The sequence below is a fragment of the Streptomyces sp. NPDC043876 genome, from assembly GCF_056435825.1.
The window spans coordinates 29,975-49,662 of record NZ_JBWKDV010000013.1 but is presented as its reverse complement, the minus strand read 5'-3'; the positions used below and the strand labels follow the sequence as shown (position 1 = coordinate 49,662).

Annotated in this window: 22 protein-coding genes; 15 read left to right on the top strand and 7 right to left on the bottom strand. The window is 73.7% G+C overall.

Translation table 11 applies throughout. The annotated features are described in order from the left end of the window. Positions 1 to 53 precede the first annotated feature (53 nt). From AC0693_RS32520 to AC0693_RS32510, 3 genes are all read left to right on the top strand, one after another. Positions 54 to 1,652 carry an ABC-F family ATP-binding cassette domain-containing protein gene (locus AC0693_RS32520; protein WP_356409122.1) on the top strand — a complete coding sequence of 533 codons (1,599 nt, stop codon included), beginning with the start codon at positions 54 to 56 and terminating at the stop codon, positions 1,650 to 1,652. Between the two features lie 393 nt (positions 1,653 to 2,045). Continuing rightward, entirely contained in the window at positions 2,046 to 2,267 is a 222-nt protein-coding gene (locus tag AC0693_RS32515) for a helix-turn-helix domain-containing protein (RefSeq protein ID WP_329115282.1), read from the top strand. A 164-nt stretch (positions 2,268 to 2,431) separates the two neighbouring features. Then, positions 2,432 to 3,211: an enoyl-CoA hydratase/isomerase family protein gene (locus AC0693_RS32510; protein ID WP_469337708.1), complete on the top strand. Its 780-nt coding sequence runs from the start codon at positions 2,432 to 2,434 to the stop codon at positions 3,209 to 3,211. Between the two features lie 372 nt (positions 3,212 to 3,583). Here AC0693_RS32510 and AC0693_RS32505 read toward each other — a convergent pair whose 3' ends face one another. Further along, complete coding sequence (locus AC0693_RS32505) at positions 3,584 to 4,537, bottom strand: zinc-binding dehydrogenase (protein ID WP_478803767.1); 954 nt, start codon at positions 4,535 to 4,537, stop codon at positions 3,584 to 3,586. 176 nt (positions 4,538 to 4,713) lie between these two features. Here AC0693_RS32505 and AC0693_RS32500 point away from each other — a divergent pair, with 176 nt between their 5' ends. The 5 genes from AC0693_RS32500 (at position 4,714) to amaP (ending at position 7,077) form a co-directional block, all read left to right on the top strand. Next, the gene (locus AC0693_RS32500) at positions 4,714 to 5,163 is read left to right on the top strand and encodes an Asp23/Gls24 family envelope stress response protein (RefSeq protein WP_356409113.1); all 450 of its coding nucleotides are present in this window, start codon (positions 4,714 to 4,716) and stop codon (positions 5,161 to 5,163) included. Between the two features lie 119 nt (positions 5,164 to 5,282). Beyond that, positions 5,283 to 5,498 (top strand): hypothetical protein, encoded by a 216-nt coding sequence (locus tag AC0693_RS32495; RefSeq protein ID WP_356409110.1) that lies wholly within the window; start codon positions 5,283 to 5,285, stop codon positions 5,496 to 5,498. A 7-nt stretch (positions 5,499 to 5,505) separates the two neighbouring features. Continuing rightward, on the top strand, positions 5,506 to 5,904 hold the full coding sequence (locus AC0693_RS32490; protein ID WP_478803766.1) for a hypothetical protein: 399 nt from the start codon (positions 5,506 to 5,508) through the stop codon (positions 5,902 to 5,904). Further along, entirely contained in the window at positions 5,901 to 6,515 is a 615-nt protein-coding gene (locus tag AC0693_RS32485; RefSeq protein ID WP_478803765.1) for a DUF6286 domain-containing protein, read from the top strand. Before AC0693_RS32490 ends, AC0693_RS32485 begins: the two co-directional genes overlap by 4 nt. Before the next feature lie 7 nt (positions 6,516 to 6,522). Further along, positions 6,523 to 7,077 carry an alkaline shock response membrane anchor protein AmaP gene (amaP, locus tag AC0693_RS32480; protein ID WP_469337699.1) on the top strand — a complete coding sequence of 185 codons (555 nt, stop codon included), beginning with the start codon at positions 6,523 to 6,525 and terminating at the stop codon, positions 7,075 to 7,077. Positions 7,078 to 7,091: 14 nt separating this feature from the next. Here amaP and AC0693_RS32475 read toward each other — a convergent pair whose 3' ends face one another. The 5 genes from AC0693_RS32475 to AC0693_RS32455 all read right to left on the bottom strand — a co-directional run bounded on the left by AC0693_RS32475 (position 7,092) and on the right by AC0693_RS32455 (position 10,826). Continuing rightward, on the bottom strand, positions 7,092 to 7,847 hold the full coding sequence (locus AC0693_RS32475) for an SDR family oxidoreductase (RefSeq protein WP_469319292.1): 756 nt from the start codon (positions 7,845 to 7,847) through the stop codon (positions 7,092 to 7,094). A 9-nt stretch (positions 7,848 to 7,856) separates the two neighbouring features. Further along, complete coding sequence (locus AC0693_RS32470; protein ID WP_478803764.1) at positions 7,857 to 8,690, bottom strand: SURF1 family cytochrome oxidase biogenesis protein; 834 nt, start codon at positions 8,688 to 8,690, stop codon at positions 7,857 to 7,859. Between the two features lie 102 nt (positions 8,691 to 8,792). Next, positions 8,793 to 9,026 (bottom strand): hypothetical protein, encoded by a 234-nt coding sequence (locus tag AC0693_RS32465; RefSeq protein ID WP_354382262.1) that lies wholly within the window; start codon positions 9,024 to 9,026, stop codon positions 8,793 to 8,795. Positions 9,027 to 9,090: 64 nt separating this feature from the next. After that, entirely contained in the window at positions 9,091 to 10,083 is a 993-nt protein-coding gene (locus AC0693_RS32460) for a DEDDh family exonuclease (RefSeq protein WP_469337694.1), read from the bottom strand. A gap of 83 nt (positions 10,084 to 10,166) precedes the next feature. Further along, on the bottom strand, positions 10,167 to 10,826 hold the full coding sequence (locus AC0693_RS32455) for a TetR/AcrR family transcriptional regulator (protein WP_478803763.1): 660 nt from the start codon (positions 10,824 to 10,826) through the stop codon (positions 10,167 to 10,169). A gap of 158 nt (positions 10,827 to 10,984) precedes the next feature. Between AC0693_RS32455 and AC0693_RS32450 the strand changes: the two genes are divergently transcribed. From AC0693_RS32450 to AC0693_RS32420, 7 genes are all read left to right on the top strand, one after another. Further along, complete coding sequence (locus AC0693_RS32450) at positions 10,985 to 11,794, top strand: acetoacetate decarboxylase family protein (RefSeq protein ID WP_469337690.1); 810 nt, start codon at positions 10,985 to 10,987, stop codon at positions 11,792 to 11,794. Position 11,795: 1 nt separating this feature from the next. Next, positions 11,796 to 12,680 carry an SDR family NAD(P)-dependent oxidoreductase gene (locus AC0693_RS32445; RefSeq protein WP_469337688.1) on the top strand — a complete coding sequence of 295 codons (885 nt, stop codon included), beginning with the start codon at positions 11,796 to 11,798 and terminating at the stop codon, positions 12,678 to 12,680. Between the two features lie 11 nt (positions 12,681 to 12,691). Further along, positions 12,692 to 14,002, top strand: a complete 1,311-nt coding sequence (locus tag AC0693_RS32440; protein ID WP_469337685.1) for an amidohydrolase family protein — start codon at positions 12,692 to 12,694, stop codon at positions 14,000 to 14,002. Then, positions 13,999 to 15,234 carry an amidohydrolase family protein gene (locus AC0693_RS32435; protein ID WP_478803762.1) on the top strand — a complete coding sequence of 412 codons (1,236 nt, stop codon included), beginning with the start codon at positions 13,999 to 14,001 and terminating at the stop codon, positions 15,232 to 15,234. Before AC0693_RS32440 ends, AC0693_RS32435 begins: the two co-directional genes overlap by 4 nt. A gap of 135 nt (positions 15,235 to 15,369) precedes the next feature. Continuing rightward, complete coding sequence (locus AC0693_RS32430; protein ID WP_478803761.1) at positions 15,370 to 16,290, top strand: sterol desaturase family protein; 921 nt, start codon at positions 15,370 to 15,372, stop codon at positions 16,288 to 16,290. Further along, entirely contained in the window at positions 16,287 to 16,943 is a 657-nt protein-coding gene (locus tag AC0693_RS32425) for a lysoplasmalogenase (protein ID WP_469319300.1), read from the top strand. Before AC0693_RS32430 ends, AC0693_RS32425 begins: the two co-directional genes overlap by 4 nt. Positions 16,944 to 16,986: 43 nt before the next feature. Then, positions 16,987 to 18,030: a zinc-dependent alcohol dehydrogenase family protein gene (locus AC0693_RS32420; RefSeq protein WP_469337677.1), complete on the top strand. Its 1,044-nt coding sequence runs from the start codon at positions 16,987 to 16,989 to the stop codon at positions 18,028 to 18,030. Between the two features lie 82 nt (positions 18,031 to 18,112). On the opposite strand, the gene AC0693_RS32415 is transcribed toward AC0693_RS32420, so the two are convergent. After that, a complete protein-coding gene (locus tag AC0693_RS32415; protein WP_478742230.1) occupies positions 18,113 to 19,648 on the bottom strand; it encodes a S8 family peptidase in 1,536 nt (511 codons plus the stop codon). Positions 19,649 to 19,688 lie beyond the last annotated feature (40 nt).

Genomic DNA, 19,688 nt, shown 5'->3' with positions numbered 1-19,688 from the left:
AGACTCGCGTCCCTGCCCCCCTTCCGCCGTCCCCACCGCCCTGGAGTATTTCCGTGATCACCGCCACCGGCGTCGAGCTGCGCGCCGGCGCCCGCGTCCTCATCGAGTCCGCCTCGTTCCGCATCGCCAAGGGCGACCGCATCGGCCTGGTCGGCCGCAACGGAGCGGGCAAGACCACCCTCACCAAGTGCCTCGCGGGCGAGGGACAGCCCGCCGCGGGTTCCATCACCCGCTCCGGCGAGGTCGGCTACCTTCCGCAGGACCCGCGCACGGGCGACCTCGACGTCCTGGCCAGCGACCGGATCCTCTCGGCGCGCGGCCTCGACGTCCTGCTCAAGAAGATGCGCATGAACGAGGAGCGCATCTCCTCCGGCTCGGGCGCCACCCGCGAGAAGGCGATGCGGCAGTACGAGCGCCAGGAGACGGAGTTCCTCACCAAGGGCGGGTACGCCGCCGAGTCCGAGGCCGCGACCATCTCGGCCGCCCTCGGCCTGCCCGACCGCGTGCTCGGCCAGCCCCTGCACACCCTCTCCGGTGGTCAGCGCCGCCGCGTCGAGCTGGCCCGGATCCTCTTCTCGGACGCCGACACCCTGCTCCTCGACGAGCCGACCAACCACCTCGACGCCGACTCCATCGTCTGGCTCCGCGACTACCTCAAGAACTACCGCGGCGGCTTCATCGTCATCTCCCACGACGTCGACCTGGTCGAGACCGTCGTCAACAAGGTCTTCTACCTGGACGCGAACCGCGCCCAGATCGACGTCTACAACATGGGCTGGAAGCTCTACCAGCAGCAGCGCGAGGCCGACGAGAAGCGCCGCAAGCGCGAGCGCCAGAACGCCGAGAAGAAGGCCGCGGCCCTCAACTCCCAGGCCGACAAGATGCGCGCCAAGGCGACCAAGACCGTCGCCGCCCAGAACATGGCCAAGCGCGCCGACCGGCTGCTCGCCGGCCTGGAGGCCGTGCGCGTCTCCGACAAGGTCGCCAAGCTGCGCTTCCCCGACCCGGCGCCCTGCGGCAAGACCCCGCTGACCGCCGAGGGCCTGTCCAAGTCGTACGGCTCGCTGGAGATCTTCACCGACGTCGACCTGGCCATCGACAAGGGCTCGCGCGTGGTCATCCTCGGCCTCAACGGCGCCGGGAAGACCACCCTGCTGCGCCTGCTGTCCGGCACGGAGAAGCCGGACACCGGCTCGGTCGTCCCCGGCCACGGCCTCAAGCTCGGCTACTACGCCCAGGAGCACGAGACCCTGGACCCGGAGCGCTCGGTCCTGGAGAACATGCGCTCCTCGGCGCCGGACCTGGACCTGGTCGCCGTCCGCAAGACGCTCGGCTCCTTCCTCTTCTCCGGTGACGACGTCGACAAGCCCGCCGGGGTCCTCTCCGGCGGCGAGAAGACCCGCCTCGCCCTGGCCACGCTGGTCGTGTCCTCGGCGAACGTGCTGCTCCTCGACGAGCCCACCAACAACCTCGACCCGGCCAGCCGCGAGGAGATCCTCGGCGCGCTGCGCACGTACAAGGGCGCCGTCATCCTCGTGACGCACGACGAGGGCGCGGTCGAGGCGCTGGAGCCGGAGCGGATCATCCTGCTGCCCGACGGCGTCGAGGACCTGTGGGGCCCGGACTACCGGGACCTGGTGGCCCTGGCCTGACCCGGCCCGCGCCTGGTCGGGGCCGGTGGGGGCCGGTCTCCGTCCGCTCGGGCGCGTTGATCCAGTTGCTTATGGATCATTCGGCCCACGAGTGATCCATCATCTGAGTGAGAACGTCTCGTACCCCCGCACCCTGTACAACGGCCCCGGTCGCGCACTCACCGTGCGCGGCCGGGGCCGGCTGTTCTTGTGGCGTACCCCCTGACCTGGCGATTCCCACGGTGGGTGGCCGGTCGTGACGGAGGGCGAGGAGTGGAGGCGAAGATTCCGTTCTGCTCGGGTGTCCACTCCGCGAGAAAAGCGCTCGCGCCGACCTTGCCGAATGGGTGGCCAGGAACGCCGGGAGGGGTGATCATGAGAAGTCCAGAGCGCACTTCCCATGAGGAGGCACGGGTGGCCGAGACTCTGAAGAAGGGCAGCCGGGTAACCGGCGCCGCGCGCGACAAGCTCGCGGCAGACCTGAAGAAACAGTACGACTCCGGCGCGAGCATCCGGGCGCTGGCCGAATCAACCGGCCGGTCCTACGGATTCGTTCACCGGATGCTCAGCGAGTCCGGAGTCACGCTGCGCGGACGCGGTGGCGCGACGCGCGGAAAGAAGGCGGCTTCGGCCTGAGGCCCCGGCCGCAGGCTTCGGTCCGATCCGGGCCATCCGGCCGGGTTCGACATCGCTCCTAGAGTCCTTCGGTGCCCCCCGGTCGGCTTTCCGGCCGACCGGGTGGTTACTGTGCAGTCACTTGAGGCCGAGTCCGCGGCCGACTGCACACCGGAGGCATACAGATGGCTCTGCTCGACAAGGACGGCGTACGGCTCACCGTCGACGACACGGTCGCCTCGGTGACACTGACCAACCCGGCCAAGCGAAACGCCCAGTCCCCCGCGCTCTGGCGGGCGTTGGCGGAGGCCGGCCGGTCGTTGCCGGGCACCGTCCGGGTCGTCGTGCTGCGCGGCGAGGGCAAGTCCTTCTCCGCCGGACTCGACCGGCAGGCGTTCACGCCCGAAGGCTTCGAGGGCGAGCCGTCCTTCCTGGACCTGGCGCGTGGCTCCGACGCACTGCTGGACGCCACCATCGCCGAGTACCAGGAGGCCTTCACCTGGTGGAGGCGCAACGACATCATCTCCGTCGCCGCGGTGCAAGGTCATGCCATCGGCGCCGGCTTCCAGCTCGCGCTCGGCTGTGACCTGCGCGTCGTCGCGGACGACGTGCAGTTCGCCATGCGCGAGACCAGCCTGGGGCTGGTGCCGGACCTGGCTGGTACGCGGCCGCTGACCGACCTGGTCGGCTACGCCCGTGCCCTGGAGATCTGCGCCACCGGGCGCTTCGTGCACGCGGAGGAGGCCGAGCGGATCGGCCTGGCCAACCTCGTCGTGCCCGGGTCCGAGCTGGACGCCGCCGTGCAGGACCTGGTGGCCGCGCTGGTGGCGCCGCCGCGGGATGCGGTGATCGAGACGAAGGCGCTGCTGCGGGGGGCGTCGGGCCGTGCGTACGACGACCAGCGTGCCGCCGAGCGTGCCGCCCAGGCCCGCCGCCTCCGAGACCTGGCCGGCCTCGCGGACTGACCCCCGCCGCTCCGAAGCCGCGGCCGCCCCCGCCTCAGCCCGGCCTCAACCGCCGGCCGGCCTGACGTGCCCCATGCGGCCTCAATCGCCGGCCGGGCTGACCTGCCTCCGGCGGGCCCTCAAACGCCGGGCAGGCTGACGTGCCTCCGGCGGCCCTCAATCGCCGGGCAGGCTGACACGCCTCCGGTGGCCACTCAATCGCCGGGCGGCTGGATTTGGCTGCCCGGGGTACCCCTGTAGCCCCGGGTCAGCAAGCCATTTTCAGCCGCCCTGCGTCCGAGGGTCGCGACCCTTCCCAGCCCGCCCGGCGTTTGGGGGCCCGCCGGAGGCCACCCCAGCCCGACCGGCGTTTGAGGGCAGGGGAGGGGTCCGCTACGGGAGGAGGAGGGCCTTGCCCGGGATGGCGCGGGATTCGATGGCCCGGTGCGCATCGGCCGCCGCGGCCAGCGGGAAGGTCCGCCCGATCACCGGCCGCAGCCGCCCCGCCACGGCCCCCGCCATCGCCGCCCCGGCCAACCGCACGGTCTCCGCCGCCCCGAACCGCACCTCCGCGATCCCCCGCAGCGCGATCCCCCGCGCCGCCACCTCCGCCGGGTCCAAGGTCGCGAAGCCCCCGCTCGGCGCCCCGTGCGCGGAGACCCGGCCCCCGTCCCGGACCAGGCCGAAGCCCGCCAGGCCCAGCTCCCCGCCGACCCCGTCGAGCAGCACGTCCACCGGCCCCCCGACCCCTTCGGTCCAGCCCGGGTCCGTGTAGTCGACCACCACGTCGGCGCCCAGTTCCCGGACCAGCGCCAGCTTCGCCGCCCCCCGGGCCGCGCCCACCACCCGGGCCCCCGCGGCCCTGGCCAGCTGCACCAGCAGGGTGCCCATGCCGCCCGCCGCACCCAGGATCAGGACCCGCTCGCCCGGCCGGACCGCGATCGCCTCGGTGATCCCCGTGGCCGTCACCCCGTCGTGCGCCAGGGCCGCCGCCTCGGGGATGCCGAGTCCGTCCGGTACCGGGACCAGGAGGTCGAGCGGGACCCGGATCAGCTCGGCGTACGTGCCCTTCGTGCCGGGGGCCGCCAGCACCCGGCGGCCGAGCAGGCCGGGGTCGACCCCCTCGCCCACCGCGCTCACGTGCCCGGCGGCCGCGCCGCCCGGGACGTACGGCGGGCGCACCCCGAAGGCCTCGCCCCAGCCGCCCCGGATCTGGGTCTCGACGTACAGGGTGTCGATGGCCCCGGCCCGCACCACCACTTCACCCGCACCCGGCTCCGGGTCCGGTGCCTCGACCGGGACCAGGACCTCCGGACCGCCGTACCCGTCCACGCGTACCGCTCGCATCGCACATCCCCCGTCGTCGTGCCTTCCGGTTCCGTGCGTCCAGTCTCGAACCTCGATCATGGTTGAGGTCAAGCGCGATCGACACGCTCTGCCCGCCGTCCGGCGTAGTCCCGGCGCATCGGCGGCGGGACGCGCTTACGGTGGGAGAAAGTCCGCACGCGCGAAAGGACACGGCGATGAGCGAATCGGCATCCGGATCCGGATCCGCCTCGGGAGGGCTCGCCCGGCCCCCGGCCGACCGGGGCCGCACCACCATCGCCGACGGCGTGGTCGAGAAGATCGCGGGCCTGGCCGCCCGCGAGGTGGTCGGCGTCCACGCGATGGGCAGCGGCAGCGGCCTCTCCCGCACCTTCGGCGCGGTCCGCGACCGGGTCCCGGGCGGGGCCCGGGCCTCGGTCAGCCGGGGCGTGAAGGCCGAGGTCGGCGAGGTGCAGACCGCCCTCGACCTGGAGATCGTCGTGGACTACGGCGTGGCGATCCGCGAGGTGGCCCAGGCGGTGCGGGAGAACGTGATCGCGGCCGTGGAGCGGATGACCGGCCTGGAGGTCGTCGAGGTCAACATCGCGGTCAGCGACGTCAAGCTGCCCGACGAAGAGGACGAAGAGCCGGAGTCCCGGCTCCAGTAGGCCCCCGCACCCATCCACCCCCGCACCCATCCACACCCGCACCCATCCACACCCGCATCCATCCACCCCCGCACACCGCACCCGTGGACCACGTGGTGCGCGCGCCGAGAGGATCCCGCATGAGCATGGCGGTCGTCGGCCTGTTGGCCGGCATGGCACTGGGGTTCGCCGGGTACTTCGGCGGGTTCGGCGCCTTCGTGCTGGTGGCGGCGCTCGGCGCCGTCGGCTTCTTCGTGGGCCGGTTCCTGGACGGGGACCTCGACCCCGGGGACTTCTTCCGTCCCCGCGACCGGGGCTCCCCGCGCGACGGGGACCGCGACGGCCGGCGCCGGTGAGGCCCCGATGACCAGCCCCCGCGACGCCCGCCCCGGCGCCCCGCGCAGTACCCCGACGAAGGTGCCCCCGGCCGACCGGGGCGCCACCCGGATCGCCGACCGGGTCGTGGCCAAGATCGCCGCGCAGGCGGCCCGGGAGGCCCTGGCCGCGCTGCCCGCCGGGCCGCCCGCCGACGCCGCGCCCCCGCACGCCACCGTCACCGTGCACCACGACATCGCCCGGGTCCGGATCAGCCTGGAACTCGGCTACCCCGCCGACCTCGCCGCCCAGTGCGCCGCCGTACGGAGCCGGGTCGCCCTCCGGGTCGAGGACTGCGCCGGCATGTCCGTCCCGGAAGTCGCCATCGACGTCGAACGGCTGCACCCCGCCCAGGTCGGCCCCGCCCGGCGGGACCGGCTGCAGTGACCGCCCCCGTCGGCCCCGGCAAGGACCCGGCCGGGCCGGAAGCGGCCCCGGCCCCCCGCTTCCGCTCGGCCCGCCGGATCCCCGCCGCGCTCACCGCCCTCGTGGTGCTGGGCGCCGCCGGGATCTTCCTCTACGACCTCGCCGCCGTACGGGCCCACCGCCCCGGCATGCGCTGGCGCCGCGAACTGGCCCGGCTGCTGGAGCGGCACGCCCCCGCCGACACCTGGGTGATCGTCGCCGCCGCGGTGCTGGTGCTGGCCGGAGCGGCCCTGCTGTTCCTCGCTCTGGCCCCGGGCCTGCGCTCGGTGCTGCCGCTGCGCTCCCCGGCGACCGGACGGTCCACCGGCCGGGGCGCGGAGGTGCGTGCCGGGATCGGGCGCAAGGCCGCTGCGCTGGTGCTGCGGGACCGGGCCATGGAGGTGTCCGGGGTCCGCTCGGCCCGGGTCGCGGTGTCCCGGTCCCGGGTCACCGTGCGCGCGGCGTCGCACTTCCGCGCACTGGACGACGTACGGGCGGACCTGGAGGCGGTCCTCGCCGTCGGGCTCGCCGAACTGGGCCTGGCCCACCAGCCGCAGCCGCGCGTCCGGGTCAGCCCGGCCGGAAAGGGGTGACCCGCACATGCTCGGGGTGGTCAACCGGATCCTGCTCGCCCTCGTCGGGCTGGTGCTGCTGGCGGGCGGCGCCGCCGTCCTGACCGGCTACCGGCCGCTCGACGGCCGCCACGCGCCCCTGCTGAGCGCCGCCCGGCGCCGGCACTGGCACACCGAGGGCTGGTGGTGGTGGGCGGCCGTCGCGGTCCTCGCGCTGTGCGTGCTGCTCGCGCTGTGGTGGCTGCTCGCCCAGCTGCGCCGCTCCCGGCTCCCGGCCGTCGTGGTCGACACCGGGGACGGCGCCTTCGCGCAGCTGCGCGGCCGCGCCCTGGAGGAGGCGGTGGCCGCCGAGGCGGGCGCGCTGGACGGGGTGGCCCACTGCCGGGCCGTCCTGCGCGGGCGCCGTACGGCCCCCGCCCTGCGGCTGGTCCTGCGCCTGGAGCCGCACGCCGTCCCCGCGGACGTCCTCGGCGCGCTGGCCGGTCCGGTCCTCGACCACGCCCGCGCCTCGGCGGGCCTGGCCGAGCTTCCCACGGAGATCCGCTTCCAGGTCGCGGACCACCGCGCCCACCGGGTCAGCTGACGCCCTGCGGGGCGTCAGAACCCGTGGCGGGCGCCGCCGTCGACGGGGAGCATGACGCCCGTCAGGTACGAGGCCGCCGGGGAGAGCAGGAAGGCGGCGGCGCGGCCGAACTCCCGGTCCGTGCCGTAGCGGCGCAGCGGGATGCGGGACTCGTTGGCGGCCCGGGCGGCGGCCGCGTCCCCCGAGAGGGCGTCCAGCTCCCGCACCCGGTCGGTGTCGATCCGGGCGGGCAGCAGGCCGACGACCCGGATCCCGCGCGGGCCGAGGTCGTCGGAGAGGGACTTGGCGAAACCGGCGAGGCCGGGGCGCAGTCCGTTGGAGATGGTGAGTCCCGGGATCGGTTCGTGGACCGACCCGGAGAGCACGAAGCCGATGACCCCGCCCTCGCCCAGCTCGGCGGCGGCCGTGCGGGCCAGGCGCACCGCGCCGAGGAAGACCGACTCGAAGGCATCCCGCCACTGCTCGTCGGTGTTGTCGGCGCCGGAGCCGGGGGCCGGACCGCCGACGCTGATCAGGATGCCGTCGAAGCGGCCGAAGCGCTCGCGGGCGGTGGCGACGAGGCGGGCGGCGGCGTCCGGGTCGGCGTTGTCGGCGACGGCGCCCACGGCGTTCGGGCCGAGCGCGGCGGCGGCGTCGGCGACCCGCTTCTCGTCCCGGCCCGTGATGACGACGCGCGCGCCGTCGGCGGTCAGTTCGCGGGCACTGGCGAAGCCGAGGCCGCGCGTGGCCCCGGTGACGACGTAGACGCGGTCCTTCAGTCCAAGATCCATGCGGGTACGCTACGCCGTCGCGTGCTCGGGCTCGGCGGAACCCCCGGGTCCGGCGCCGCCGCCGTCGCCTTCCGCGCCCGTGGCAGCCTTCGCGGCCGCCTCCTCGCGGTCGCGCTTCTCGCGCCGCACCAGGATCACCCAGCCCACCGGCACGGCGGCGGTGAACAGCCACCACTGCACGGCGTAGGCCATGTGCGGGCCGATCGAGTCGTGGTCGGGCTCGCCGACCGGCTGGGGGCTGCCGTCCGGCGGGACCGGACCGGTCAGCTCCAGGTAGCCGCCGAGCACCGGCTTGCCCAGGTACCGCGCCTGCTGGGCGCTGTTGACGAGCATCACCTGACGGTCCGGCAGGCCCTTGCGGTCCGTGATGCCGCCGTCGCCCTCGACCTCGTCGGCCTTCAGCCGCCCGGTGACGGTGACCTGGCCCGCAGGCGCGGCGGGCACCGCGGGATAGGCGCGCGGATCCCCGCCGCCCGGTACCCAGCCGCGGTTGACCAGGACCACCCGGCCGTCGCCCAGCACCAGCGGGGTGACCACCTGGAAGCCGACCTTGCCGTCGTTGGAGGTCCGCATCCGCACGACGACCTCGTGGGCGGGGTCGTAGGTGCCGGTGGCGGTGACCGCGCGCCAGAAATCGGCGCGCGGAACCACGTGACCGGGCGAGGTCAGCGCGGTCATCGGGGCCGGCTCCGCGGCCAGGTTCGCCGCGATCAGCTCGTTCTGGGCGACCCGGTGCTCGTGGCGGTGGAACTGCCAGAACCCCAGCTGGATCATCGAGGGGATCAGGACGAGGGCCAGGAGGTGCAGGCCCAGCCACTGCCGGGTCAGTACAAAGCGGTACACGCCCACGACGGTACCCCTCCGCGTGCGGGCTCCGGCGGCCGGGTGACCCACTCGGGGGGAGCCGCCGGCCGGCTGCGGTGGCCGCCCGCGCGCGGCGGCCGGTCAGGTGCGGTCGACGACGCCCACCTTCCCCTCCGCGCGGGCGCAGTGCGCCCCGCAGAACCACTGCCGGTCCACCTCGACGCCCTGGCCGATGATCTGGACCCGGCAGTGTTCGCAGATGGGCGCCATCCGGTGGATGGCGCAGGAGAAGCAGTCGAAGACGTGCACCGCGCCCTGCGCGTGCACCTCGAAGGACATGCCGTAGTCGTTTCCGCAAACCTCGCAACGTGCCATGGGCCACAGCGTGGGACCGGACGGGGCGGACGGGAAAGCGGTCGCCGGGCGAGTCGCCCGACGCTCACCCGTCTGCCGCAGCCACGTCCCGCAGGAGCTGGGTGAAGGCGGCCTCGTCGAGGACCGGGGTCCCGAAGGACTTCGCCTTGACCGTCTTCGAGGTCGAGGAGTCCGGGTCGTTCGTGACGAGCAGGCTGGTGAGCCGCGACACGCTCGTCGCGACGTGCAGCCCCGCCTCGACCGCCCGGTCCTCCAGCAGCTCCCGGTCCACGGAGGTGTCGCCGGAGAAGGCGATGCGCATGCCCTGTTTGAGCGGTTTGCCGTCCTCGTACCGCCCCGGGTTCGGGTGCGGGCACGGCGGCCGCTTGCGCGACTGGCGCCAGCTTCCGGCGCCCGGACCGGCGCCGCGGTAGGACGCCTGGTGGCCGATGCGCGGGGTGGCCGGGGTGTCCGACCACTCGGTCAGCGGGCGGCATTCGAGCAGCGGAAGGCGGACGCCGTCCCGCGCGGCCGCGTGCAGGGAGGGCCGGAAGGCCTCCGCGAGGACCCGGGCGTCGTCGAGGGCGTGGTGCGCGCGCTGCTGGACCACGCCGAAGTGCGCGGCGAGCGACTCCAGCTTGTGGTTGGGCAGCGGGAGGTTCAGTTCCTTCGACAGGGCGATGGTGCACAGCCGCTGGCGGACCGGCGCGCTGGCCGAGGCCCGCGCGTACTCCCGGGCGATCATCTGCCAGTCGAAGATGGCGTTGTGCGCGACGAGGACCCGGTCGGCGAGGCGTCCCGCGAACTCCTCGGCGATGTCGCCGAAGAGCGGCGCGTCCCGCAGGACGTCGCTGGTCAGTCCGTGGATCCAGACGGGCCCGGGGTCGCGCTGCGGGTTGACCAGGGTGTACCAGTGGTCCTCCACATTGCCCTGCGCGTCCAGCCGGTAGACGGCGGCGGAGATGATCCGGTCGTCGCGCGCGAGCCCGGTGGTCTCCACGTCGACGACCGCGTACCCCTGGGGGTACGCGGTCGGCCAGATCGTCTCTGCGGTCGTACGGTCGTCGAGCATGGTCACAGAGGATATCGGCCCGGACCGACAGCCGTGGCCCGTCCGCCCCCGGCCGAACCCGGCGCGAGGACTCCCGCCGTCACCCGCCGTCATCCGGGCGAAGGGTCCGGGGACTTCGGCGGGCTCGGCGCAGGGGGCTCCAGCAGGGCCCGTACCAGCGTCCGCAGCGACAGCAGGAACAGGCGTTCCGGGTCCGCCGGGCGGGCCAGTGCGCGGGAGAGGGCCGGGTCGTCCGGGGCGGCGGCCGGGTCCCAGACCTCGCCCTCGGCGGGGGACTGGGCGGGGGAGCGTTCGCGGTTGCGCTCGATGAGGACGAAACCGACGATCTGGAACTGGACCACGCGGACCGCGTCCGCGGCGCGGGCCCCGCGCAGTCCCGCCGCGTGCACCTCGTGCACGAGCGCCTGCTGCGCGGGCAGGAACATCCGCTCGGTGAGCCCGCGTTCGTGCACCATCGCGATCAGGTGCGGGCGCGCGCGCAGCTCCCGGCGCAGGGTCCGGGCCACCGAGACGATCCGGTCGGCCGGGGTGCGGCCGGTGGGGCGGACCGCGCCCATGTCCTGGACGGTCCGCTCGACGAGGGCGTCGAGCAGCGATTCGCGGTTGCCGACGTGCCAGTAGATGGAGGTCACCGCGGTGCCGAGTTCGGCGGCCAGCTTGCGCATGGTCAGGGCCGCCGGGCCGTGCTGTCTGACCAGGGCCGAGGCGGCCTCCAGCACCTCCTCGCGGGTGAGCGTGCTTCTGGCCATGACGGCCCCCAGTCTGTCCGGTGGGTCTCCAATGAATCTGGCGATGCGTCAGTTCCTGTGCGTGCAGCCCTCTTTACCCTTCATCGGCGGCGGTGTAACTGTGTTACAGAACCTCCCCGGCCACCGCTGGGGAGACCCCCCGAAGGGTGGTGCTTCCCATGGCACGCGTACGGTACGGCGCGCGGACCGAAGCCGAGATCTCGGCCTCGCGCGAGAAGAGTTCACGACTGCCGGACATCTGGTCCACCGGTGTGGTGGCCGTCTGGGAGAGCGATCCGGACGTGGTGGCCGCGGTGCTCCCGCCGCCGCTCAAGCCCGCCGAACGGCCCCTCGTACGGGCCAACATCAGCAAGGTCGACCTGCCCGGCTACCCCCTCGGCGCGGGCTCGGTGGCCGTCGCCGCCCGGCACGGCGCGGTCGAGGGCTGGTACCCGCTGGTCATGCCGATGACCCACGAGCGCGCCCTGATCGGCGGCCGCGAGGTCTTCGGTGAACCGAAGAAGCTGGGCGAGGTCGCCGTCGAACGCGACGGGCTCGTCGTACGGGCCTCACTCGCCCGGCACGGGATCGCCTTCGTGGAGGTGCGCGGGGCGGTGGACCGCGAACTGCCGCTGCCCGAACCGGCCACGAAGACCGACTTCTACTTCAAGTTCCTGCCCGCCGTGGACGGCGAGGGCTTCGACGGCGATCCCGTCCTCGTGCACTGCACGCGCGGCGAGAAGGTCCGCAGGCTGGAGCACATCACGGGGGACATCGTCCTGCGGGAGTCGATGTTCGACCCGGTCGCGGACCTGCCCGTGTGCCGGATCGTCGAGATCACCATCGGCGAGAAGACCACCGACCAGAAGGGCCGGGTGGCCGAGCGGGTCAGCGCCCGGGCGCTGCTCCCCTACATCCACCAGCGCTACGACGACCCCCAGCAGATCCTCGACGCTCCCCCCGAGGGCGCGTCGGCGGGGGGCGTGTGAGATGCGGCTCGCAGCAGGACAGGTCGCCGTCGTCACCGGCGCGGCGGGCGGCATCGGCCTCGCCATGGCCCGCCGCTTCGCCGCGGAGGGGCTGAAGGTGGTCCTCGCCGACGTCGAGGAGGGCGCCCTGCGCAAGGCCGCCGACGCACTCGCCGCCGACGGGGCCGAGGTGCTCGCCCGGATCGTCGACGTCAGCGACCGGGACTCGGTGCTCGCCCTCGCCGACGCCGCCTACGACGCCTACGGCGCGGTCCACGTGCTCTGCAACAACGCGGGCGTCGGATCCGGGGCCGAGGGCCGCATGTGGGAACACGAGCCCAACGACTGGAAATGGGCCTTCTCCGTCAACGTCTGGGGCGTCTTCCACGGCATCCAGGCCTTCGTCCCGCGCATGATCGCCGGCGGCGCCCCCGGCCACGTCGTCAACACCTCCTCCGGCGACGGCGGCATCGCCCCGCTGCCCACCGCCTCCGTCTACGCGGTGACCAAGGCGGCCGTGGTCACCATGACCGAGTCGCTGTACGCCCACCTCAAGGCCGAGGGGGCGCCCGTCGGCGCCTCCGTCCTCTTCCCCGGTCCGCACATGCTGCGCACCGGACTGTGGGAGTCCCACCGCAACCGGCCCGACCGGTATGCCAAGGAGCGCCCGCGCAAGGCGCCGTACCGCACCCTCGACCAGTACGAGGCGGCCATGCGACGGGCCGGCCACGAGGTGGAGTTCACCCCGGTCGAGGAGGTCGCCGAGCACGTGGTCGACGGCATCCGCGCCGACCGCTTCTGGATGCTCCCGGACAGCGAGCACAGCGACCGCCAGATCCGCGCGCGGTCGCAGTCGATGCTGGAGCGCGCCAACCCCGCCTACCTGGAAAGCTTCATCCTCGACTGAGGAGTCGTGCAGTGACCGAGCAGAGCGACCGGACCGACACCGCGTACGAAGACCCGTACCTGATCATCTCCTCCGACTGCCACGCGGGGCTGCCCACCGAGCGGTACCGCCCCTACCTCGACTCCCGCTTCCACCGCGAGTTCGACGAGTTCCTCGGCCGGCAGGGCGCCCGCCGCGAGGAGGCCACCCGGCTCGGCGTGCGCAACGAGGCCTTCGCCGAGAAGTGGTTCCACGACCACGAGGAAGGCCTCAAGGGCGGCTGGGACGCCACCCAGCGCCTCAAGGAACTCGACGGCGACGGCGTGGCCGCCGAGGTGGTCTTCCCCGACGCCGACGCGGTCGACAGCCAGACCGCCGCGCCCTTCGGCGTGGGCCTCGGCCTCTCCGGCGACCAGGACCCGGAGCTGGGCATGGCGGGCGCGCAGGCGCACAACCGCTGGCTGGCCGAGTTCGTCTCCCAGAACCCCGAACGCCACTGCGGGGTGGCGCTGCTCCCCATCACGGGCGAACCGGACCGGGTGGTCGCGGAGATCCACCGGGCCAGGGAGTCGGGGCTCGGCGCCCTGATGATCCCGTCCATGTGGGTGGACAAGGCGCCCTACCACGACCGCCGTTACGACCCCGTGTGGGCGGCGGCCGCCGAGACGGGGATGCCGGTCGTCACCCACTCGGGGGCCGCGCCGCGCCACGAGTACGGCGACCACCTCGGCATCTACGTCTCCGAGGTCACCTGGTGGCCCGCCCGCCCCCTCTGGTTCCTGCTGTGGTCGGGGGTCTTCGAGCGGCACCCCGGCCTGAAGTTCGGCGTCGCCGAGTCCGGCTGCTGGTGGCTGCCCAACCAGCTGTGGTTCATGGACCGGCTCTACCTCGGCGCGCACGGCGGCAAGAAGCTCTCGCCCTTCGCGGAGCTGAAGCGGCCGCCCAGCGAGTACCTGGACCGGCAGGTCTTCGTCTGCGCGACCAACACCAAGCGCCGGGAGCTGGCGCAGCGTTACGAGATCGGGGTGGACAACATCCTGTGGGGCTCGGACTTCCCGCACCCCGAGGGCACCTGGCCGAACACCCGCGGCTGGCTGAAGAACACCTTCCACGACATCCCGGTCGACGAGACCCGCCGGATGCTGGGGCTGGCCGCCGCCGAGGTCTTCGGCTTCGACACCGCCGCCCTCGCCCCGCTGGCCCGCCGGATCGGCCCGACCCCGGCCGAGCTGGGCCAGGACCCCGACCAGGCGGCCGTGGCCGCTTCCTGGTCCCGCTCCCGCGAGGTCGGCCGGCACTGGCTGACCGACCACGACTTCCCCGTCCTGGGGGTGGCCGGATGACCGCCGACGGGGACCGCTACACGGTCATCTCGGCGGACTGCCACGCGGGCGCCGACCTCCTCGACTACAAGCCGTACCTGGAGAAGCGGTACCACGACGAGTTCGACGCCTGGGCCGCCTCGTACGTGAACCCCTACGAGGACCTCCTCGCCGACACCGCCGACCGGAACTGGAACTCCGGGCGCCGGCTGGCCGAACTGGAGGCGGACGGGATCGTGGCGGAGGTGCTCTTCCCGAACACCATCCCGCCCTTCTTCCCCAAGGCCTCGCTGATGGCCCAGCCGCCCACCGCCGGGGAGTACGCGCTGCGCTGGGCCGGGCTCCAGGCGCACAACCGCTGGCTGGCCGACTTCTGCGCGGACGCGCCGGGGCGGCGGGCCGGGGTGGTCCAGATCCTCCTGAACGACGTCGACGCGGCGGTCGCGGAGATCCGGCGCACCAAGGCGGCGGGCCTGACCGGCGGGATCCTGCTGCCGGGCGTCCCGCCCGGCTCGCCGGTCCCCGAGCTGTACTCGGCGGCGTACGACCCGATCTGGGCGGTCTGCGACGAGCTGGACGTCCCGGTCAACCACCACGGCGGCTCCGCCTCGCCGCCGCTGGGGGACGAACCGGCGGCGCGCGCCGTCTTCATGGTGGAGACCACCTGGTTCTCGCACCGCGCCCTGTGGCACCTGGTCTTCGGCGGGGCCTTCCGGCGCCACCCGGGCCTCAAGCTGGTCCTGACGGAGCAGGGTTCCGGCTGGATCCCGGGCGTCCTGGACATGCTGGACTACTACCACGGCCGGCTGGTGAACGCCGCGGCCCGGGCGTCCACCGCGGAGTCCAAGTTCGGCGCGGGCCTGGCCGACTCCATGGGCAAGGGTCCGAGCGAGGTCTGGCGGGACAACTGCTTCGTGGGCGCCAGCTTCATGCGCCCCCACGAGGTCCCGCTGCGGGACCGGATCGGCCTCGACAAGATCATGTGGGGCAGTGACTACCCCCACGACGAGGGCACCACCCCCTACTCCCGCGAAGGCCTCCGCATCGCCTACGCGGGCCTCCCGCGCTCCGAGGTCGCGGCCATGGCCGGGGGCAACGCCGCCCGGGTGTACGGCTTCGACCTGCCGTTCCTGGACGCGCTGGCCGCGCGGCACGGCCCGCTCGTCTCGGAGATCGCCGAGCCCCTGACGGAGATCCCGCCCCAGGCCACCAGCCCGGCCTTCGCCCGCGGCGCCTCGGTGCGCGTCTGGTAGCGCGGGGAGACCCGCCCCGGGGCGGCTCGGGCACGAGGGCTCCGAGCCGCCCCGGGGTACCGCGGGTAACACCGATGAATACCGATCGGTAACAACATCTAGCGGGCCGGTGGAAGGCGCCTCTATGGTGCGGTCATGCCGAACCTGCCCGATGTCGTGCTGTGGTCCATACCTGCCTTCGTGCTGCTCACGGTGGTGGAGCTGGTGAGCTACCGGCTCCATCCCGACGAGGACGCCGCCGGGTACGAGGCCAAGGACGCCGTCACCAGTCTCGGCATGGGGATCGGCAGCCTCGCCTTCGACTTCCTCTGGAAGATCCCGATCGCCCTGATCTACGCGGCGGTCTACGAACTGACCCCGCTGCGCGTCCCGGTGCTGTGGTGGACCGTGCCGCTGATGCTGCTCGTGCAGGACTTCCTCTACTACTGGCAGCACCGCGGCCACCACGTCATCCGCATCCTCTGGGCGTGCCACGTGGTGCACCACAGCAGCCGCAAGTTCAACCTCACCACCGCGCTGCGCCAGCCCTGGACCAGCTGGACCTCCTGGCCGTTCTACCTGCCGATGATCGCCCTCGGCGTGCACCCGGCCGCCGTCGCCTTCTGCTACTCGGTCAACCTCGTCTACCAGTTCTGGATCCACACCGAGCGCATCGGCAAGCTGCCCCGGCCGGTCGAGTACGTCTTCAACACCCCCTCCCACCACCGCGTCCACCACGCCTCGCAGGGCGGCTACCTGGACCGCAACTTCGCCGGGATCCTGATCGTCTGGGACCGGATCTTCGGCTCCTGGGTGGGGGAGACCGACCGGCCCGAGTTCGGCCTCACCAAGAACATCGCGACCTACAACCCGCTGCGGGTGGCCACGCACGAGTACGCCGCCATCGCCCGGGACGTCCGGGCCGCCACCAGCTGGCGCGAGCGCGCGGGGCGGGTCTTCCGCGGACCGGGCTGGCAGCCGGCCGCGGCCGGAACTCCGGCGTCCGCCGCCTCCGCTGCCACCGTCCCCGCCCCTGCTTCCGCCCCCGCCCCCGCTTCCGCCGAGCCCGCCGCGTGAGCGGCGTCCCCGGCCGCTGGGCGCCCGGGCCCGCCGCCCTCCTCGGCTTCGCCGTCGCCACCGCCGCCGACCTGGGGTCCCTGCTCGCCGGCTGGCACACCGGGCACCTGCTCTTCAAGCCGCTCCTGATGCCCCTGCTCATCGGCTGGGCGCTCACCCGCGGCGCGCCCCGGCCGCTGGTCGCCGCGCTGGTCTTCGGGTGGGGCGGGGACCTCGCGCTGCTCTTCGACGCCGAGGCCGCCTTCCTCGTCGGCATGGGTTCCTTCGCCGCCGGGCACGTCTGCTACCTGGTGCTCTTCGGGCGGCGGCCGTCCTCCCCGCTCGCCGGGGCCGCGTACGGGCTCGCGCTCGCCGGGACCGTTTCGCTGCTGTGGGGTGACCTCCCGGCCGGCCTGCGGATCCCGGTCGCCGGATACAGCCTGCTGCTGACCGCGATGGCCTGGCGGTCCGGGGCCCTGGGCCGGTGGGCCGGGCTGGGCGGGGCGCTGTTCCTGCTCTCCGACACGCTGATCGCCACCGGGGTCGCCGGGTGGCCGCAGCCGCCCCGCCCCGACTTCTGGATCATGGCGACGTACGCGGCGGCGCAGTACCTGCTGGCTGCGGGAGCACTGGCGGATCACCGGGCGTACCGTAGGGAAGTCGTACCAGTCTGACCGTTCCGGCCACTCCGCCCCCGCGTCACCGAAGGACCGCACCATGCGCGCCACCGTCATCCATGCCCCGCACGACATCCGCGTGGAGGAGGTGCCCGACGCCGCCGTCCAGCGGCCCGAAGACGCCGTCGTGCGCGTGCTGCGCGCCTGCATCTGCGGCAGCGACCTGTGGGCCTACCGGGGCGAGGCCAAGCGGCAGCCGGGCCAGCGCATCGGGCACGAGTTCCTCGGCATCGTCGAGGAGACCGGCTCCGCCGTCTCCGGGCTGCGCGCGGGCGACCTCGTCGTGGCCCCCTTCATGTGGTCCGACGGCACCTGCGACTACTGCGTCGAGGGCCTGCACACCTCCTGCGTGCACGGCGGCTTCTGGGGCTCGGTGGGCTTCGACGGCGGCCAGGGCGAAGCGGTCCGCGTCCCGTACGCCGACGGCACCCTGGTGAAGCTGCCCGCCGCGGCCGCCTCCGACGAGCACCTGCTCACCGGGCTGCTCGCCCTGTCGGACGTGATGGGCACCGGCCACCACGCCGCCCTGGGCGCGGGCGTCCGCCAGGGCTCCACGGTCGCCGTCGTGGGCGACGGCGCGGTCGGCCTCTGCGGGGTCCTGGCGGCCAAGCGCCTCGGCGCCGAGCGGATCATCGCACTGGGCCGCCACTCCGCCCGTACCGACATCGCCAAGCTCTTCGGGGCCACCGACGTGGTCGCCGAGCGCGGCGAGGCCGCCGAGGCGGCGGTGCGCGAGCTGACCGGCGGTCAGGGCGCGCACGCGGTCATCGAGGCCGTCGGCACCGAGCAGTCCATGCGCACCGCCGTGAACATCACCCGCGACGGCGGGGCCGTCGGTTACGTCGGCGTGCCGCACGGCAGCGGTACGGGTCTGGACCTCGGCGTCATGTTCGACCGGAACATCACCCTGCGCGGCGGGGTGGCCCCGGTCCGCGCCTACATCCCCGAGCTGCTGGCCGACGTGCTGAACGGCACGATCGACCCGGCGCCCGTCTTCGACCGGACCGTGGCCCTGGACCAGGTGCCGGACGGCTACCGCGCGATGGACGACCGCAGCGCGCTCAAGGTCATGATCAAGGCCTGACCGCGCCGCCCGGCACGGGGGAGGGGCCGGACGGGGTGTTCCCCGTCCGGCCCCTCCGTCGTCCGCGCAGGGACCGGGCCGGCTACTTCACCGCGGCGAGGGCGTTGACCGCGCCCGCGCCGTAGTAACTCGTCTGCCCCCACTTGCTGGTGCAGGTGGCCGCGTCCACGAGGGCGCCCGTCGCGTCGTAGATCTTGTCCGGGCAGGCCTTCTTGTCCGCCTGCGCCTTCAGCAGCGCCTGGAGCTGCGACGGCGCGGCCCACGGGTGCGTGCTCTTGAGCAGGGCCAGGACGCCGACGACGTGCGGAGCCGCCATCGAGGTGCCCTGCTTGTAGCCGTAGCCGCCGCCCGGCAGCGTGGACAGGACCCGCCCGTTGGCGTCCGGGGTGGCCGGGACCTGCCACTTGTCGCCGCCCGGCGCGGTCACGTCGGCCACGCCCAGCCCGTAGCTGGAGTAGTACGAGCGCAGCCCCTGGTCACCGGTGGCCGTCACGGTCACCACGCCCGGGACCTGCGCGGGCAGGGACGGGCAGGCCTTGGGGTCGACGGTGCGCGGCACGGTGGTCGCGTCGTCCGGGCTGGTCTCGTCCAGGATCGAGGGCGCGGCCAGGTCCCAGTTCTCGTTGCCCGCCGCGGCCACGGTCAGGGTGCCCTTGCGCTCGGCGTACCGGCCGGCCCGGGTGACCGCCTCGACGAGGGCCTTCTGGTCGTCGTCCGTCTTGCAGTTGAAGTACCAGGGGTCCATGTAATAGCTGTTGTTCGTCACCGCGATGTGGTGCTCGGCGGCGAAGACGAAGCCGCAGACCACCGCCTCGGCGTAGAACAGGTTGGTGCCGGGCTCGGCCACCTTGATGGCGGCGACCTTCACGCCGGGCGCCACGCCGCTGATGCCGATGCCGTTGCGGGCGGCCGCGATGGTCCCGGCCACGTGGGTGCCGTGATCGCTGCCGTCGGCGTACGGGCGCCAGGCGCCCTCGGTGGTGTCGGCTGTCCCGCCGACGCAGTTGGCCGACTGCTCCTTGGAGAAGTTGGCCGCGAGGTCGGGGTGCGTGTCGTCGACGCCCGTGTCGATGACGCCCACGGTGACGTCCGGGCTGCCGTCGTTTATCTTGTGCGCCTGGTCGGCCTTGAGGGCCCGCAGGTCCCACTGGTTGGGCTCCAGGGGCTCCTCGCCCGGCGCGGCCTGCGCCGCCGCCTTCGCGGCGTCCGCGGCGCTGAGCTTCTGGGTGGTGCCCTCCTCGTCGGTCTGCACCGCCTTGAGCGGGGCCGTACGGGTGGCGCCCACCGAGACCACGAGCCCGCGCTGGGTGCGCAGGGCCTTGGCGAAGTCGGGGTTCTGGGAGTGCGCGATCACGACCCCGATCTGCTCGTAGGCCGTCACCACCGTGCCGCCGGCCCGCTCGACGGCCTTCTTCGCCTCCTTCACCGGGGCGTAGGCGGTCAGGTTCACCACGTACGACAGCTCCGGTCCCGTGGTGGTGGCGGGCTTGGCCGCGGCCGTCGTCCCCAGGGGCGCGGCGGAGGCCGCGACCGAGGGGAGGAAGGCGAGCGAGGCCGTGAGCACCAGGCCGACCGGCACGGCGAGCGCGCGCCGGCGGGCGGTTCCCAGATGAGCCATGGGTTCTCCACATCATCCGTGAAAAAGCCGTCGCGGCGCG